The following is a 16,137-nucleotide window of genomic DNA, read 5'->3' as shown; positions in this document are numbered from 1 at the left end:
CATGCTTGTATTTTTTCCAAATCAGGTCTAGCGGGAGGACGAGAAATCAATGAACACATTCGAAGCACTGGAGTCCAATGTAAGATCCTATTGCAGAAACTTTCCGGTTGTTTTCAACAAGGCAAAAAACGATGTGCTGTACACGGAGGCGGGAGAGGGGTATATCGACTTTTTTGCCGGAGCAGGGGCCTTGAACTACGGGCATAATAACGATTTTATGAAAAATCGGATTTTGGATTACTTGACCTCTGATCGGATCATACATGGTCTGGATATGTACACGACGGCGAAACAAGAGTTTATTGAGTCTTTCTCCGAGCGTATTCTCCAGCCCAAGGGCTTGAATTATAAGCTGCAATTTTGCGGACCAACGGGAACCAATGCGGTAGAGGCAGCGCTGAAGCTTGCACGCAAAGTCAAAAAAAGAAATGGGATTTTTGCTTTTATGGGCGCATTTCATGGCATGTCTCTAGGAAGTTTGTCCGTTACCAGTAACAACTCCATGAGAGAGAGTGCCGGTGTATCCCTGAATAACGTTACCTTCATCCCCTTTAACAGTACGTTTAACGGCTTGGATACCATTTTGTATATGGAGCAGCTTTTAACAGATACCCATTCCGGAGTGGAAAAGCCAGCGGCCATCATTCTGGAAACGGTACAGGCTGAAGGTGGTATTAACATTGCCGATACTGAATGGTTGCGTGATTTGCGGCAACTGTGCGATGATCATGATATTTTGCTGATTGTTGACGATATTCAGGTCGGCTGCGGGCGGGTCGGTTCGTTCTTCTCGTTTGAGCGCGTGGGTATCGTTCCTGATATGGTCGTTTTGTCCAAGTCGATCAGTGGCTATGGTTTGCCAATGTCACTGCTACTGCTCAAGCCGGAATTGGATATTTGGAGCCCTGGCGAGCACAATGGTACCTTCCGGGGGAACCAGCTTGCTTTTGTAGCCGCCAAGGCTGCGCTCGAGTTCAGGGATACGGTTGGGCTGGAAGCACAGGTAAAAGAGAAAGAAGCTTTTGTTCAGCAATTTTTGTATGAACATATTCAAAAGATTGACCCGCTCATTGACATTCGCGGCTTGGGACTGATCTGGGGAATTGATGTGTCTCCTCTGGGAGAAGCCTTTGCCAAGGAAGTAGCTGCTCTTTGCTTTAGCAGGGGCCTCATTATTGAGCGGGCCGGACGTAACGATACGGTGATTAAAATTATGCCTGCGCTAACGATCAGCATGGAAAACCTGCGTAAAGGCTGCAACATCATTAAAGAAAGCATGGTTCAGGTGTCCAGCACACTGGTTACTTTGTAAATCTTCATAGTTTAACAGATTGACGGGAACCTCCATCGCTGCTATTTTCTAGCGGCAGGAGGTTCTTTGTCAAATCAACGAATCATCTCAAAATCAAAAAATCCCCTTGATCGGTAGACTGCCACGTTCTGCTTCACAGCAGGTGACAGCTCCAACCAAGGGGATTCTTGCAATTTAATTAAGAAGTAACGGCTTGCGCATATTTTTGCGCGGATTGCTCCAACTGTTCGTCGGTCAGAACCCCAGCACCATATTGTATAAAATAAGGAAGCAACTTGATGCCCACCATATAGCTTGTAGCTTCAAGAGGTCTCAACAGCTCTTCGATTGTGTATCTGTTCCGTCCGTCATGTTGATAGTTTTCCTCTACACTGGCAGCAGACAGAGCAATCAGTAACTCTTTGCCTTCCAATTTGCCACCTTCGCTACCAAAAGCCCAACCGTAAGTCAGAACCGCATCTTGCCATTTTTTTAGCAGGGAAGGGGTGCTATACCAGTAAAAAGGAAATTGCAGTACAATACGGTCATGCTTCTCCAGTAGTTCCTGCTCCTGAGCTACATTGATTTTCTCATCAGGGTATACTTCATACAGGTTGTGAATAGTCACGCCGGGTTGCTTCTTTAGCTCTTGGACCCATCTTTTGTTAACGCGGGACTCCGCAAGATTAGGGTGGGTTACAATAACAAGTGTTGACATATGAAAAACATCTCCTTTAACTTATTTTATGTAAGTAAATTACGTTATTACATGTAACTATTATAGTTTCAACTCGTATTCTTGTCAAATGGATTATCTCTTACAAAAAAAAATCCCCGGCATGCGAGTGCCGGAGAAGTCATCCTGCGAAGTATTCTCTGTCGAATTAAGCGATATGATTGAGCGAAACTATCTTATTCTTGCCAGAACGCTTAGCTTGATATAGATAGTCGTCCGCTTCCTGAAAGAACGAATCTTTGTTCATTTCTTCTGTATAGCTTTTCAGTCCAATGCTTACGGTTACAGAAATGTGTTGCTTTTTTTCATGAAAGATCATCTTTTCCACTGCATGCCGGATGTTTTCGGCGATTAGATAAGCTTCTTCAAAAGTATGCTCGAACATCAGGATGGCGAATTCCTCACCACCATAGCGGGCCGCAATATCATTAGCTGTAATCTGTTCTGTAATGATTAGCGAAATTTTCTCCAAAATTTTATCTCCGAACTGATGCCCGTAATTGTCGTTAATTTTCTTGAAATTATCAATATCAAGTAAAGCGAGATGGATAATGGCGCCTTGTTCAGCATATTCGAGTGCTTTTTCATAGAAGTTCTGAAAGGACAAATGATTATAGAGCTTGGTTAACCCGTCGGTCATTGACATTTTGCTTATAATCGCATTACTAATCATTAATTCCTGGTGAGCACGCTGTGTTTTATACAAATCCAACAGCAGGTCACGGCCGCTTGCCTGAATAATAATAGCAATAAAGGTAGACATAATCAAAAAGATCAGAATGGCTACAATATCAAAGGCCGACAAGTAGGTACGGAACGAACCATCCACTGCTAGCAAAAGTAAAAAGACTCCCATTTGCAAGACAAAGGAAAACCATATTAGGCGACGATTGAAGAACAGAATGGATGAGAAAATAGGCAACAAGCACAACGCCGGGATAATCCCAATATCGTAGTTTAAACGAATGATGGTCCAGCAAATGACCGTGCTTGCCATAAATAGGATCACAAATGAATATCTGTTGTATTTATAATGAACCAGCTCTGCAAGCAGATTGGAACCACACATAATCAGTGTCGGAACAATGAGAACTCCAACGTAAAATTCATAAGACGAAGCGTGGTATTCGAGATATAAATAACAACCAAGCTGCACAAAAAAATGTACGGCTATAATCATCCAGTATAATAAAAGCATCCTTTGTACCCAGCGAGCTTCCTTTATTTTATAATCGGTTGTTAGAGTAAGTCGTGTTGTCATATTTATGAGGTCACCACACTTAATGTATCTTTAGCCATTCTCGTATTATAAGATACTATGTGACGAAGTTGAAGCTAATTTTTTAGGAGGCCATTTAGGTGCCAATGTACTTGTCAGCCCAGTAACACTTTAACCTGATGGAAAGCACCATCTCCTGCAACTGGCAGAACATTGTCCGTGAGGATAATACCATCTAGTGTGACTGTTGCTACACCCTTGGATATATGTTGTGGATTCGTGATTTGGATCACGTAGGTATCGCCACGGAAGACGCGAGTGATTGTAAATTCGTCCCAAGCGGCAGGGATACACGGATCAATACGCAGACCATCCCATTCCGGCTGAATACCAAGAATAGACTGGGTAATGGCTACAAAGTTCCACGCCGCTGTGCCGGTCAACCAGGAATTTTTGGCTTCGCCTTCACGAACGGCATCCTTACCCGCAATCATTTGCGCATATACATAAGGCTCGGTGCGGTGGATGTCGCTGATGTCCTCCAGATACGCTGGAGCCATTTTGCTATACAGTTCAAATGCACGATCTCCACGGCCAATCACGGCCTCCGCCATCATGATCCACGGGTTATTGTGACAGAAAATTCCTGCATTTTCCTTGTACCCTGGAGGATAAGAGGATATTTCACCCAGATTGATGTAATAGCGGGAATAGGGCGGATTTTGCAGCACAATGCCATAGGGAGTCTCCAGCCGATCCCGTGTAGAGTCGAGCGCTTGTTGAGCCTGACCCTCCTCAACGCCAATTCCGGCCATTACGCAAAAACCCTGCGGCTCAATAAAAATTTGGCCTTCCTCACAATCCTTGCTGCCGACCTTGTTCCCATAGTGGTCATAGGCACGCAGAAACCATTCCCCATCAAAGCCATGCTCTAGCGTGGCTGTCCGCATCCGATCCACATGGGCTTGGGCCGTAGCTGCTTCCTCATCTAATCCTCTGCGCTTGCACAGCTCGATAAAATCCGGTCCTGTATAGACGAAGAGTCCGGCGATGAATACCGATTCCGCTGTACGCCCCTCCAAATTTTGTGTGGTCTGATAGGACTCATCTGGTGTGGCGGAAAAACAGTTTAGATTCAAACAGTCGTTCCAATCTGCCCGGCCAATCAGTGGAAGACCGTGCGGGCCGAGATTGTTAACCACATGATAAAAGGATCGCTTCAAATGCTCAAAAAGGGTAGCGGTGTGCTCTGCATTTCCATCAAAAGGCACTTGTTCGTCCAATATGGCGAAGTCTCCCGTTTCTTTGATATACGCAGCGGTGCCGACAATTAGCCACAGCGGATCATCGTTGAAACCGCCACCGACCTCGTGGTTTCCTTTTTTGGTTAAAGGCTGGTATTGATGATAAGCCCCGCCGTTATCAAATTGAGTGGAGGCGATGTCGATAATCCGTTCCCGTGCCCGCTCCGGTATTTGGTGGACAAAACCAAGTAAATCCTGATTCGAATCCCGGAAACCCATTCCACGCCCGATGCCGGATTCGAAATACGAAGCGGAACGCGACATATTGAACGTAACCATACATTGATACGGGTTCCATATATTCACCATCCGGTTCAGCTTATCGTCGTGGCTCTGAATGGTGTACTTGGAGAGCAGAGTGTTCCAATAGCCCCGCAGCTCACTTAAGGCTCGTTCAACATTGGCTTCCTCCGCGAATTGAGCAATCATGGCCTGAGCCTGCTTTTTGTTAATCACACCGGGAGATTCCCATTTTTGATCCTCCAGATTTTCCACATAACCGAGTACAAAGTTAAGACTCGTTTCTTCACCTGGCTCCAAGGTTACTTCGATGCAATGCGACCCTACAGGCGACCACCCGCTAGCCACAGAGTTCGAGGCTTGCCCGGCGGTGACGGTTTGCGGCTGATCCAGTCCGTTGTACAGTCCCAGAAAAGCTTCACGGTCTGTATCGAATCCTGCCAGCGGGCGATTGACAGAGAAGAATGCATAGTGGTTGCGACGCTCACGATATTCCGTTTTGTGATAGATGACGGAGTCCTGTATTTCGACCTCGCCCGTGTTCAGGTTGCGTTGAAAATTGGTCATATCGTCATAAGCGTTCCACAGACAAAATTCCACGAAAGAAAAAAGCTTGATCCTCTTAGTCTGAGCAGAGGTGTTCTGAAGCTTGACCTGATGTACTTCGCCATCAAAGGACAACGGTACAAAAGCCAATTGCGTCGCCCGGATACCGTTACGTTCACCCATAATTGAAGTATAGCCAAGCCCATGTCGGCACTCATACCGATCCAGCTCCCGTTTGACCGGCATCCAGCCCGGTGTCCAGTAATCCCCGTCATCATGAATATAAAAATAACGGCCGCCGTTATCGACAGGAATATTGTTGTATCGGTATCGTGTTAGACGACGTAAGCGCGCATCCCGGTAAAATGCATAGCCGCCGCCTGTATTGGAGATCAGTCCAAAAAATCGTTCGTTGCCTAAATAATTGATCCAGGGATATGGGGTTTGAGGGGTGTGTATGACATATTCTTGTTTAGCATCATCGAAGAAACCGTACTTCATGGCGCAGAACTCCTCTCGAATTTAAAGAAATAAAACCAAACACATTATTATATTCAAACATGAAGCTGTTCTTCCTAAAAGAAGCGGTTTCCTGCCTGATGCAAAAGATGCTTGATTTCCTCGACTTTGTTTCTTGAATTTGCAAAATATTTGAAATGGGTAAATATACCTCTTTATGCTAAAATGAAAGAGTTAGGACTCAGCATGGCAGGAGGTTGTAAGGATGGCACCCATCACATTGTTTTTCATTCCATATGCAGGTGGATCGGCATCGGTCAGCTTCAAATGGAAAAAGCTGCTGCTTCCGCAGATTAAGCTTGTCCCGCTGGAGCTGGCGGGCAGAGGTATTCGTTCCGGAGAGCCGTTAAAAGACAGCATCGAGGAAATGAGCGAGGATTTACTGCTCAAGATCAGTCAAGAGATAGCCCCCGGCGATCCTTATGCTATATACGGTCACAGCATGGGAACGATGATCGCATTCGAGCTGTATTACAAGCTGGTGGCTGGTGGTTATGGCAAGCCAGCTCATCTGTTCGTATCTGGGGGACGGGCACCGCATGTCCCGAGAGATTTCCCGTGGGCCCATGATCTGCCCGCAGAGCAGTTCAGAACGCATTTGCAGCGATATGGTCAGCTTTCGGAGGCCATTTTTGACAATCGTGAATTGTACGACTATTTTATCCCAGTGCTAAGAGCGGACTTCAAAGCCGTTGAGACGTATAAGTATACGCCCCGAACGGTCCCTTTGAATTGTTCAGTCACAGCCTTGACAGGGCTGGCCGATAACACGATGACCTTGCAGGATGCGGAGGCGTGGGGGCAGCATACGAATCAGAAGTTTCAAATTTTCACCTTTGACGGGGGCCACTTTTTTATTCATGATGAGGTGGAAGGGATTACACAAATCATTAATGAAACTTTGGAAGGCAGTGCTGTGACAAGCAGGATGCAACATTAAAAAGAAGAGGTGATTTCAGTGACAGTAGGTGTATTGGCGCATTTGTTTGGCAAGTTGCCTTATCGCGAGTTGGCTGCAAAGGTAGGCGCAGCGGGCTTTACTCATGTTCAACTGGCTCCGTGGAGAGCGATCAGTGATGTGGACTTTAACAAACCGGGCAAGTTCAGCCCGGGATTGGCGCTGTCTATCGCGGAGGAATTCCGCAAGCACGGAGTATCCATATCGGTTCTTGGATGCTATTTGCATTTTTTTGAACAGGATGAGGAGCTGCTGCGTGAAAATGTAGAACGCTTTAAAGAGCTGATCCGATATGCGAGCCTGTTAGGGGCACCTATGGTGGCCGCCGAAGTCGGACGTAATGAAGATGGCAGCGCATATACGGAACGAGACTGGAAGGCTGTAAAGGAAGTCGTGCGTGAATTAGCCGATGAGGCGGGAAAATGGGGCGTATTCGTAGGATTGGAGGCCGCTAACGATCATTTGGTCGGAACGGCGGTAGAACTGGCTACCTTGCTGGAGGAAGTACCGTCATCCCAGATCGGCGTAGTGATTGATCCGGGCAATTTGCTGAAAACGGAAAATCTGGCACGGCAGGATGAGGTTATCCGCGAAGCGTTCCAATTACTAGGACCTCGAATTATCGCGGCGCATGCCAAAGACCGACGATTGTCATCGACAGGTGAGATTGAGACCGTACCGCCGGGTTTTGGTGACATGAATTACGGCCTATACATGGAACTGCTGGAACAGTACAAGCCGGGGGTTCACATCATTATGGAAGCCGCGCAGGAGCACCAGATGGCTGAATCCAAACGCTACATCGAGGGTCATCGCTTAGCGGCTCAGAAGGTGCAAGAAGTGCAGACGAAATCATAGTATTCTTTCAGATTCGGGAATGGCTCAGGAGACTTGGAAGCGTCTACTTTTCCAAGTCTCTTTTCTTTAGCTATGTTTAATCTTGTAGAACCGCGACCATCACAAGCACCCAGCTCACCAAAAAAGCCACCCCGCCAATCGGGGTAATCGCTCCGAGCTTTTTCACGCCGGACAAGCTAAGGGCATACAGACTGCCGGAGAACAGGAGAATACCGATGAGCATAATCCAGCCTGCGGTTACGACCAGAGAAGAATGGACCAGATTTCCTGCAACTGCTCCGAGCAGAACCAAGCCCAAGCCGTGAGCCATATGATATTGGATGCCCGTCTGGAAAATACTCATCATGTCTGCGGAAAGTTTTTTTTTCAAAGCATGTGCCCCGAACGCTCCCAGGGCTACGGCTAAAAACATCATCGTACAACCAAGCACCAGTAAAATTTTCATTTTGTAACGCCTCCTTATGAAGTCGTAGCGATTTCATGCGATTTCGTCAATTTTCATTATTACACTCTAAACATATTGATTTTTTCGACTCTCATTTGGCGGCGGGTGTGGTATATTTTTGCCAGGGCCAATGTGAAGCATTTGGAGCTAATGGACAGCGTGTCCTCCACCTTTTTTAATGGAAAAGTGAGGTGATGGTGCTGTCTTTTTGTGCTGTCTTTTTTCGTAATAAAATCTAGTGTAAAGCCAAAATTGATAATGGAGAGGATGGATGCAAAAGTGATCAGCAGAAAATCCGTGTTCAGGAAATCTGTCTCTATGGTCATGTCAGCCATTTTGGTGCTTCCCCTAACTTTGGGCATATTTCAAGCCGAACCCGACCGTGCTTCAGCCGCAACACCGGAATCCACACGCTTTCTTCAATTGTACAAACAACTGAAGGATCCGGCCAGTGGATATTTTTCCAAGGAAGGTATACCTTACCATTCAGTTGAAACCCTGATGAGTGAGGCGCCAGACTATGGACACTTAACGACCTCGGAAGCATATAGCTACTGGATGTGGCTGGAAGTACTGTATGGTCATTATACCGGAGATTGGGGAAAGCTGGAATCGGCTTGGGACAACATGGAGAAATACATTATTCCTGTTAATGAGGGGGATGGCAAGGAAGAACAGCCTACTATGAGTAACTACAACCCTAACAGCCCAGCCACCTATGCAGCAGAGTATCCGCAGCCAGATCAATATCCAAGCCGTCTGAGTGGTCAGTATGGTGGTGGCAAGGACCCGCTGGATGCAGAACTGAAAGCAACCTATGGCAATAATCAGACCTATCTAATGCATTGGCTGCTGGACGTGGATAATTGGTACGGTTTTGGAAATCTGCTGAATCCGTCGCATACAGCGGCCTATGTGAACACCTTCCAACGCGGGGAGCAGGAATCGGTTTGGGAATCCGTCCCGCATCCATCGCAGGATAATCAAAAATTTGGTAAAGCGAATGAAGGCTTTATGAGCCTATTTACCAAGGAAAATAATGCTCCTTCACAGCAATGGCGCTACACGAATGCCACCGATGCGGACGCACGGGCGGTTCAAGCCATGTACTGGGCGAAAGAACTGGGGTATGACAATCCGGTATATTTGGATAAAGCGAAAAAGATGGGCGACTACTTGCGTTATGGTATGTACGATAAATACTTCCAAAAAATCGGAAGCGCTTCCAATGGAACTCCGACCGCTGGTTCCGGCAAGGATGCCAGCCATTATCTGATGGCATGGTATACGGCATGGGGTGGCGGACTGGGTCAAAGCGGCAACTGGGCTTGGCGGATTGGCGCCAGCCACGCGCATCAGGGCTACCAAAATGTCGTTGCGGCTTACGCGTTATCCGATCAGGATGGCGGATTAATACCAAATTCACCAACGGCGGGACAGGATTGGGCTACCTCGCTGAAGCGCCAACTGGAATTTTATACGTGGCTGCAATCCGATGAGGGAGCCATTGCAGGTGGAGCAACGAATAGCTGGGATGGTGCCTACAAAGCGTACCCGTCTGGCACAAGCACCTTCTATGGAATGGCTTATACAGGCGCTCCTGTATACCAAGATCCACCGTCCAACAATTGGTTCGGAATGCAGGCTTGGCCTGTCGAACGGGTTGCCGAACTGTACTACATTTTAGCCAAGAAGGGTGATACTTCTTCCGAGCAGTTTAAAATGGCTAAGCAAGTGACGGAAAACTGGGTAGCATGGTCCAAGAGCTATGCATTTGCCAACGAACGTCCTGTGACTGACGCGCAGGGGTACTATTTGGACGCTCAAGGCAAGCGCATTCTGGGGGGTAAAAATCCGAAGGTTGCCACTACAGTAGCTAAAGGCGAGTTTTGGGTGCCAGGCAATCTGGAATGGAGCGGGAAGCCAGAAACCTGGACCGGATTTGCCAGTCATAAGGGGAATGCCAATCTGCATGTAGTAACGAAGAATCCAGGGCAAGATGCGGGAGTGCTGGGTAGTTATGTTAAAGCGCTTACTTTCTTTGCTGCTGGAACGAAGGCCGAAAAAGGAGATTACACCGCATTAGGCAAGGAAGCCAAGGATCTGTCCAAAGCTTTGCTCGATGCTGCATGGGGTTACAACGACGGTGTAGGCATTACCACGAAGGAAGCACGTGAGGATTATTATCGTTATTTTACGAAAGAAGCGTATATCCCGAACGGATGGAGCGGTAAAACGGGGCAAGGCAACACCATTCCTGGCGCAGACGCTACCGCATCTGATCCGTCCAAGGGTGGTAATGGTACGTATTCCAGCTACACCGATATCCGGCCTAATATCACCAAAGATCCTCAGTGGTCTTATCTCAAGGACAAATACACAACTTCATGGAATAATCAAACGAAAAAATGGGATAAAGGCGCTCCGGAATTTACGTATCACCGTTTTTGGTCCCAAGTCGATATGGCGACAGCTTATGCCGAATATGACCGTCTCATCAACAATAGTGGAACAACCGAGCCGACAGCTCCCAAAGCTCCGGCAAATGTGAAAGCAAGTGCCGGGGATGCTCAGGTTACACTAAACTGGAGCAAAGCGACAGGGGTGGACAGCTATACCGTTAAGCGCTCCACAACCAGTGGAGGACCTTATACCACGGTAGCAACGGTAACGGATAGCACTTACAAGGATACAGGAGTGGTGAATGAAACCACTTATTATTATGTAGCAAGTGCAACTAATTCTTTAGGAACCAGCCCGGATTCTGCCGAGGTCAGCGCCAAGCCGACAGCAGCGTCGGTTCCAGCAACGGGAGATGTAATTGCCCAATATCGCGTGGGCGACACGAACCCGGGAGATAATCAGATTCGTCCGCTTTTCCGTGTTGTAAACAAGGGGAAAGAGGCTGTTGATCTGAAGACTGTCAAGCTGCGGTATTACTTTACAGTGGATGGCGATAAACCGCAGGAATTCCATTGTGACTATGCACAGCTCGGCAGCGGCAACGTTCAGGGACGCTATGTGAAACTGGATAAGGCGGTTACGGGCGCAGATTACTATCTGGAAATCTCCTTTGGAGCTGGTGCGGGAAGTCTGGCAGCAGGAGCCAACACGGGGGATATTCAGGTTCGCTTGAACAAGACGGACTGGAGCAATTATAACGAAAGTGATGATTTTTCCTATGATGCGACCAAGACGTCTTATGCAGATTGGAACAAAACGCCTCTGTATGTGAACGACCAACGTGTGTGGGGACTGGAGCCTTGATTGTAAAATAAAATTAGTGTGAGGCGAGCGCAATGAGAGGGTGTAAAAACTCACATTGCGCTCGTTTTTGTGCTTGGTTTCGTGGTACACTAAGATCGCTACATCATTACATACATGACCGAGGTGACCTGATACATGAAAGACAATTTGGCACAGGCTCTAAATGAGCAAATGAATTTTGAGTTTTACTCCGCTCACGTATATCTGGCGATGGCTGCTTATTGCTCTGGCGAAAGTCTGGATGGGTTCGCAAACTTTTTCCTGGTACAAGCTGAAGAGGAACGTTTTCATGCGATGAAGCTATACAAATATATTAATGACCGCAGAGGGCGAGCTACTTTGGCGGCATTACCGGAGCCAAAAAACAGCTACGATTCCATGCTGGATGTGTTCGAGCACGGCTACAAGCACGAGCAGCAAAATACGCAGAAGTTTTATCATTTGGCTGACTTGGCTCTGGACGGACGTGAGCATGCGACGATCCATTTCCTGAAATGGTTTATTGATGAGCAAGTCGAAGAGGAAGCTCTGTTCGACAATGTAATTCAGAAGCTCAAACGGATTGAAAGGGATAGTAACGCTTTTTACATGCTGGACAGTGAATTTGCTCAACGCAGCTTTACACCTCCTGCGGAATAAAGCAACATGCGCTTTTCGTCTGAATGCTAAGGATATGGCTGGTATGTTATGAGACGAGGAGTTAGAAAAGCCCGGTTTTCGGGCTTTTTTTGCGTTTTTTATGATCATGTACAGCTTGACACATTAGTAAATTCGAGTATATTATAGATATAATGAGTCTTTAATATCTCTTTAAAAGGAGAGGAGCATCATAATTTACGATTGTGCTATTATTGGCGGAGGACCCGCCGGATTGAATGCAGCCCTTGTGCTGGGCCGGGCAAGACGAAGTGTGGCTTTGATCGACAACAACCAGCCCAGAAATGCCGTTACGCATGCATCGCACGGCTTTATTACAAGAGACGGCATTACGCCGTCCGAGTTCCGTCGCGTTGCTTATGAGGAAGTACTGCGCTATCCGTCTGTCGATCATCTGCAAGCCGAGGTTGTTTCGATTGAAAAAACTGAATCCGGATTTGAGGTGCTTGATTCGTCAGGCCTTCGCATTCAAGCGCGAAAACTGATTTTAGCGACGGGCGTAAAGGAGATATTTCCCGAGATCGAAGGCTTTTATCCACTATACGGAAAAAGCTTGTTTAATTGCCCCTATTGCGACGGCTGGGAGCTACGGGATCAACCGCTTGTCGTTGTGTCCGAATCTCCGGGCATCTATCATACGGCCAAATTACTCCTGAATTGGAGCAAGGATATAATCGCCTGCACGAACGGCCATGCTTCCCTGACATTCGAGCAAAAAAAATGGCTTCAATCCAAGGGAATTGTGGTGATAGAGCAGCCTGTTACAGCTTTCATCGGACAAAATGGACAGCTTGAGCATGTTCAATTTACGGATGGAACTCAAGTCTCAAGGACTGGCGGGTTCGTGGCTCCCAAATTTGTACAAAGTACACCATTTGCAGAACGCTTGGGCTGTGAAAAGCTGGAGTCGGGCGGGATCAAGACGGATGAATCAGGAAGAACCTCTATACCTGGTGTATACGCCGCCGGGGATTCTTCATACTTCATGCCTTCCCAATTGATTTTTGCCGCAGCCGACGGCAGCCGAACCGGTATGTGCGTTAACATGGATTTGACGGAGGAAGATTTTGCAATTTGAGGTCACTTTCGCTAGGTTATCGTTGTTTTGAATATACCTATAGAAAAAATTAATTTGTCGCTGGATTGTGAGCATGCTACAGTTATTTTATCTTTTATTTCTGATTAAGTAGATAGGATTAATATTTTTTATGGAGAGGCGGGTTAACATGAGCGAAATCTATCGTCTGGCACAACAGGAAGATGCGGAAAGATTGCAGTACGTGACTTATGAGGCGTACGAAACGATTCGGCAGTTGGAGCTTAAATGGCCTGCCGCTCAGGCGGACATTCCTATCATTCAGGAGAATATTAAAAATAATGACTGCTACGTGCTGGAAGTCGATGGTGTAATTGAGGCTACAGTTAGTCATCTCAAAAATAGAGCTCTTAATTTTATAACGGATCTACCCTTTGTCATGTGGTTTGCCGTCAATCCGGCTGCTCAGGGCAAAGGTTACGGCCGCAAGCTGCTCAACTGGGTAGAGCAGACTATAATCCGTGATCAGGTGGGAGCTCCTGCCGTTACGCTGGCAACAGCCGAAAAGCATCCCTATCTGCTGTCTATGTATGAGCGTTGGGGATATGAGCGTATTCATGCATTTGACCATGGTACAGGAGATGGAACGATGCATGTGCTGCGTAAAGTTGTGAATCCCGAATTATTTGAAACGTATATTCGTGAAAAAAACGAAGCCGAGACTGCTAACCGCAATTAGAGCCGATATTTTCCTCAAATTCTTTCCACCCGCAGGCCAAGTATAAAGCGCTCATTGATCATTACCGGGAACGACTAGCTTATTATGGGCATGATCCGTCTCAGGCTGTGATTGGTGCTGGGGCAGGGAGTCTGTATCTGGCAGATACGGATGAGGAAGCGATTCGACGGTATCGTCCTTATTATGATGCTTACCACTCGACAGCGGCAGCTCAGCACAATCAGTCGCCCTTCACGAGTCTGGAGGATAATATCCGTAACGGTCCTGTTCTGATCGGCTCCGCGGAGAGTGTTCTTAAAAAAATACGGAACTATCATACCGCGTTTGGTCACCAGGTACTCAGCATCAGCGTAGACGGGCTAGATGAGCAGGAGCAGCTCGAACAGCTACATCGGTTTAGCGAGAATATCATACCGGTGCTGCGGCGGGAAATTCCGAGCACGATTTGGCAGCATGGGCCGAATTTGGAGGACGGAAGCAGGTCGATTATCACTGTAAAAAATGATGCGCCACCCATATCTCCTATTTTTCAATTATAGATGTGACTGTTCAATCACCTTATCTCATGAAAGCATCCGATGTATGGAGCTTTTAGGCCCGTGGCGACCAAGAGATAAGGTTTTTAGTGTTGGAAACTGTACCATTTTCGTACAGGTTTTATTTTTCTAGGCGATTTTCCAGAGCGCAGAAATAGAAAAAAAAAATGCGCAAAACTATTCCATATAATTACTTTTTATAAAAAAGAAATACATTGACATTTTTGGAATGATTGCTTTATCATGTTAGTAAAGTGTTATATATTTGATGTTTCATTTATTTTTGTATGACCCCGATGTTCAATCATTAAACTCACCTATGTTGCTGAAATTTCAAACTTTTAATTTTAATTAAAAATTTCAGTTCATTCCAGATTCACACACCCCTAAGATCACATACCTAAATTTGTCCTATTTCACTCACACCACGAAATACAATTTGCAAGCCTGTTTAACTCTCAACTCTCGTTCATTCTTTGTTCGTAGTTGCTAGAACCGTCTCTACATATATGCAAGTCAATATTTATTCCTTAGAGGCATTTTTGTCTTACCCCATAGCTGTTGGAAGCGCGGAAGGACTCGCCATGAAGGATATGTTTTATACGGCTAATACGGGCAGAAGTGACCTGACGTACCGGATTGCAGTGACTGCTGCTGGAGCGGATGCGCTGAAAGCGAAGGTGCTTTGACCACATGAACAAGGCATAACATGGAAGGTGTGTACACGGGAAAAACAGATGATCAGCGGAAGCTTGAACGTGTTGCAATCACTGGAACAACTGGCTGCAAAGTATGTGAAAGGAGCGCAGACAGACTGGAATTCTCTATATGCGGGTAATCGCTACAAAAAGGTTTCTTTACCTGCGTATCCATTCGAACGGAAAAGATATTGGATCAACGTTCCTGAGCAGAATTAAGCTGAACAAATGGTCACGAAGCAAATGAGATTGTCTCATTTGACGCAGTCGTATGCCGGACTAGCTCATGAAAACTCAACGGTAATGGGGGATTTAAATATGAGGAACGAGTATTTGGTGACGGAATCGGTTAGCGATCAGCACAAATCATCTATTCGTCAAAAGTTAGCTAAAATGATTGGTAATGTGTCTCAGCTTAGTCTGGAGGAATTGGAGCCGCAAACGCATTTTCTGGAGCTAGGGCTGGATTCCATCAATCTGTCTCAAGTCCGTCATAGCATCAAAGATACATTCGCATTGGACGTTCCAATGAATGAGTTTTTTGAAACGCTGACCACCTTGGAACTTTTGACGAGTTATGTAGCCGAACGGGTAGCTATTACCACAGATTATCCAAATCAAAATGTATTGGAAGATCATATAGCAACACCGATAAACCTGACTGAGCAGACGGTTCCTAAAGCATTTCAATCGTACCTCCAAGCAGATCTTCCGGTATCCACGTCAGTTTATGCGGCTGAGCAGGTCGAAGTCCAGAACGTGCACATGGCTACCGCTCCATTAGGCTTGGAACATATTTTGGAACAACAGCTTCACTTGATGTCACAGCAACTTGATGTCCTGCGGTACAGTCACTCTCCCCTTGTGGCAGGTTCCACTAAAGTTCATCCAGAAACGGGAATATTGCCATCCGTGTCGGTAGGTGGAGAAAAGGGTGGGCTGGTTCAATCAGAAGTTAAGCGGCAGGTCGCAGCTACGCTGGTACCGGTTTCATCTGCACAGACTGCACGAAAACAGGCTGAGTCCAAGTCGTTTACACCCTACAAAAAGCTGGATGTCAAAGCACATGAATTGCTTTCGCTCCGTCA

General features: G+C 46.5%; 14 protein-coding genes and 1 pseudogene. 10 read left to right on the top strand and 5 right to left on the bottom strand.

Annotated features, from left to right (window positions below; genetic code table 11):
- Positions 1–49: 49 nt before the first annotated feature.
- Positions 50–1,312 (top strand): diaminobutyrate--2-oxoglutarate transaminase, encoded by a 1,263-nt coding sequence (ectB, locus tag ACIFQM_RS01650; protein ID WP_430040098.1) that lies wholly within the window; start codon positions 50–52, stop codon positions 1,310–1,312.
- 178 nt (positions 1,313–1,490) lie between these two features.
- On the opposite strand, the gene ACIFQM_RS01645 is transcribed toward ectB, so the two are convergent.
- The 3 genes from ACIFQM_RS01645 to ACIFQM_RS01635 form a co-directional block, all read right to left on the bottom strand.
- Positions 1,491–2,009: an NAD(P)H-dependent oxidoreductase gene (locus ACIFQM_RS01645; protein WP_430047244.1), complete on the bottom strand. Its 519-nt coding sequence runs from the start codon at positions 2,007–2,009 to the stop codon at positions 1,491–1,493.
- 166 nt (positions 2,010–2,175) lie between these two features.
- A complete protein-coding gene (locus ACIFQM_RS01640) occupies positions 2,176–3,294 on the bottom strand; it encodes a GGDEF domain-containing protein (RefSeq protein WP_430040147.1) in 1,119 nt (372 codons plus the stop codon).
- A 107-nt stretch (positions 3,295–3,401) separates the two neighbouring features.
- Complete coding sequence (locus ACIFQM_RS01635) at positions 3,402–5,837, bottom strand: GH36-type glycosyl hydrolase domain-containing protein (protein ID WP_430047247.1); 2,436 nt, start codon at positions 5,835–5,837, stop codon at positions 3,402–3,404.
- Between the two features lie 223 nt (positions 5,838–6,060).
- On the opposite strand from ACIFQM_RS01635, the gene ACIFQM_RS01630 reads away from it, so the two are divergent.
- Positions 6,061–6,795 (top strand): thioesterase II family protein, encoded by a 735-nt coding sequence (locus ACIFQM_RS01630; protein ID WP_430040104.1) that lies wholly within the window; start codon positions 6,061–6,063, stop codon positions 6,793–6,795.
- Positions 6,796–6,813: 18 nt separating this feature from the next.
- Positions 6,814–7,671: a sugar phosphate isomerase/epimerase family protein gene (locus tag ACIFQM_RS01625; RefSeq protein ID WP_430040106.1), complete on the top strand. Its 858-nt coding sequence runs from the start codon at positions 6,814–6,816 to the stop codon at positions 7,669–7,671.
- A 76-nt stretch (positions 7,672–7,747) separates the two neighbouring features.
- Here ACIFQM_RS01625 and ACIFQM_RS01620 read toward each other — a convergent pair whose 3' ends face one another.
- Together ACIFQM_RS01620 and ACIFQM_RS01615 are read right to left on the bottom strand one after the other, a co-directional pair.
- Entirely contained in the window at positions 7,748–8,116 is a 369-nt protein-coding gene (locus ACIFQM_RS01620; protein ID WP_430040108.1) for a DUF423 domain-containing protein, read from the bottom strand.
- A gap of 59 nt (positions 8,117–8,175) precedes the next feature.
- Positions 8,176–8,451, bottom strand: coding sequence for a hypothetical protein (locus tag ACIFQM_RS01615; protein ID WP_430040110.1), 276 nt, complete (start codon positions 8,449–8,451; stop codon positions 8,176–8,178).
- Here ACIFQM_RS01615 and ACIFQM_RS01610 point away from each other — a divergent pair.
- The 7 genes and pseudogenes from ACIFQM_RS01610 to ACIFQM_RS01580 all read left to right on the top strand — a co-directional run.
- Positions 8,435–11,383, top strand: a complete 2,949-nt coding sequence (locus ACIFQM_RS01610) for a glycoside hydrolase family 48 protein (RefSeq protein ID WP_430040149.1) — start codon at positions 8,435–8,437, stop codon at positions 11,381–11,383. The two genes, ACIFQM_RS01615 and ACIFQM_RS01610, sit on opposite strands and share 17 nt — an antisense overlap.
- Before the next feature lie 135 nt (positions 11,384–11,518).
- The gene (locus ACIFQM_RS01605; RefSeq protein WP_430040112.1) at positions 11,519–12,022 is read left to right on the top strand and encodes a ferritin; all 504 of its coding nucleotides are present in this window, start codon (positions 11,519–11,521) and stop codon (positions 12,020–12,022) included.
- Positions 12,023–12,212: 190 nt separating this feature from the next.
- Positions 12,213–13,118 carry an NAD(P)/FAD-dependent oxidoreductase gene (locus tag ACIFQM_RS01600; RefSeq protein WP_430040151.1) on the top strand — a complete coding sequence of 302 codons (906 nt, stop codon included), beginning with the start codon at positions 12,213–12,215 and terminating at the stop codon, positions 13,116–13,118.
- A 148-nt stretch (positions 13,119–13,266) separates the two neighbouring features.
- A complete protein-coding gene (locus ACIFQM_RS01595) occupies positions 13,267–13,815 on the top strand; it encodes a GNAT family N-acetyltransferase (RefSeq protein ID WP_430040114.1) in 549 nt (182 codons plus the stop codon).
- Positions 13,815–14,354: pseudogene (locus ACIFQM_RS01590) on the top strand (LLM class flavin-dependent oxidoreductase); the annotation flags it as partial. The gene ACIFQM_RS01595 and the pseudogene ACIFQM_RS01590, both read left to right, overlap by 1 nt.
- Positions 14,355–15,109: 755 nt before the next feature.
- Positions 15,110–15,268 carry a hypothetical protein gene (locus ACIFQM_RS01585; protein ID WP_430040117.1) on the top strand — a complete coding sequence of 53 codons (159 nt, stop codon included), beginning with the start codon at positions 15,110–15,112 and terminating at the stop codon, positions 15,266–15,268.
- A 99-nt stretch (positions 15,269–15,367) separates the two neighbouring features.
- Positions 15,368–16,137: acyl carrier protein (locus ACIFQM_RS01580; protein ID WP_430064929.1), on the top strand; the 770-nt coding region annotated here is incomplete at its 3' end.

The sequence above is a fragment of the Paenibacillus sp. NRS-1782 genome, from assembly GCF_050467685.1.
In the GTDB taxonomy this organism is placed as follows: Bacteria; Bacillota; Bacilli; order Paenibacillales; family Paenibacillaceae; genus Paenibacillus; species Paenibacillus terrae_A.
This window is presented reverse-complemented; position numbering and strand designations above follow the sequence as displayed.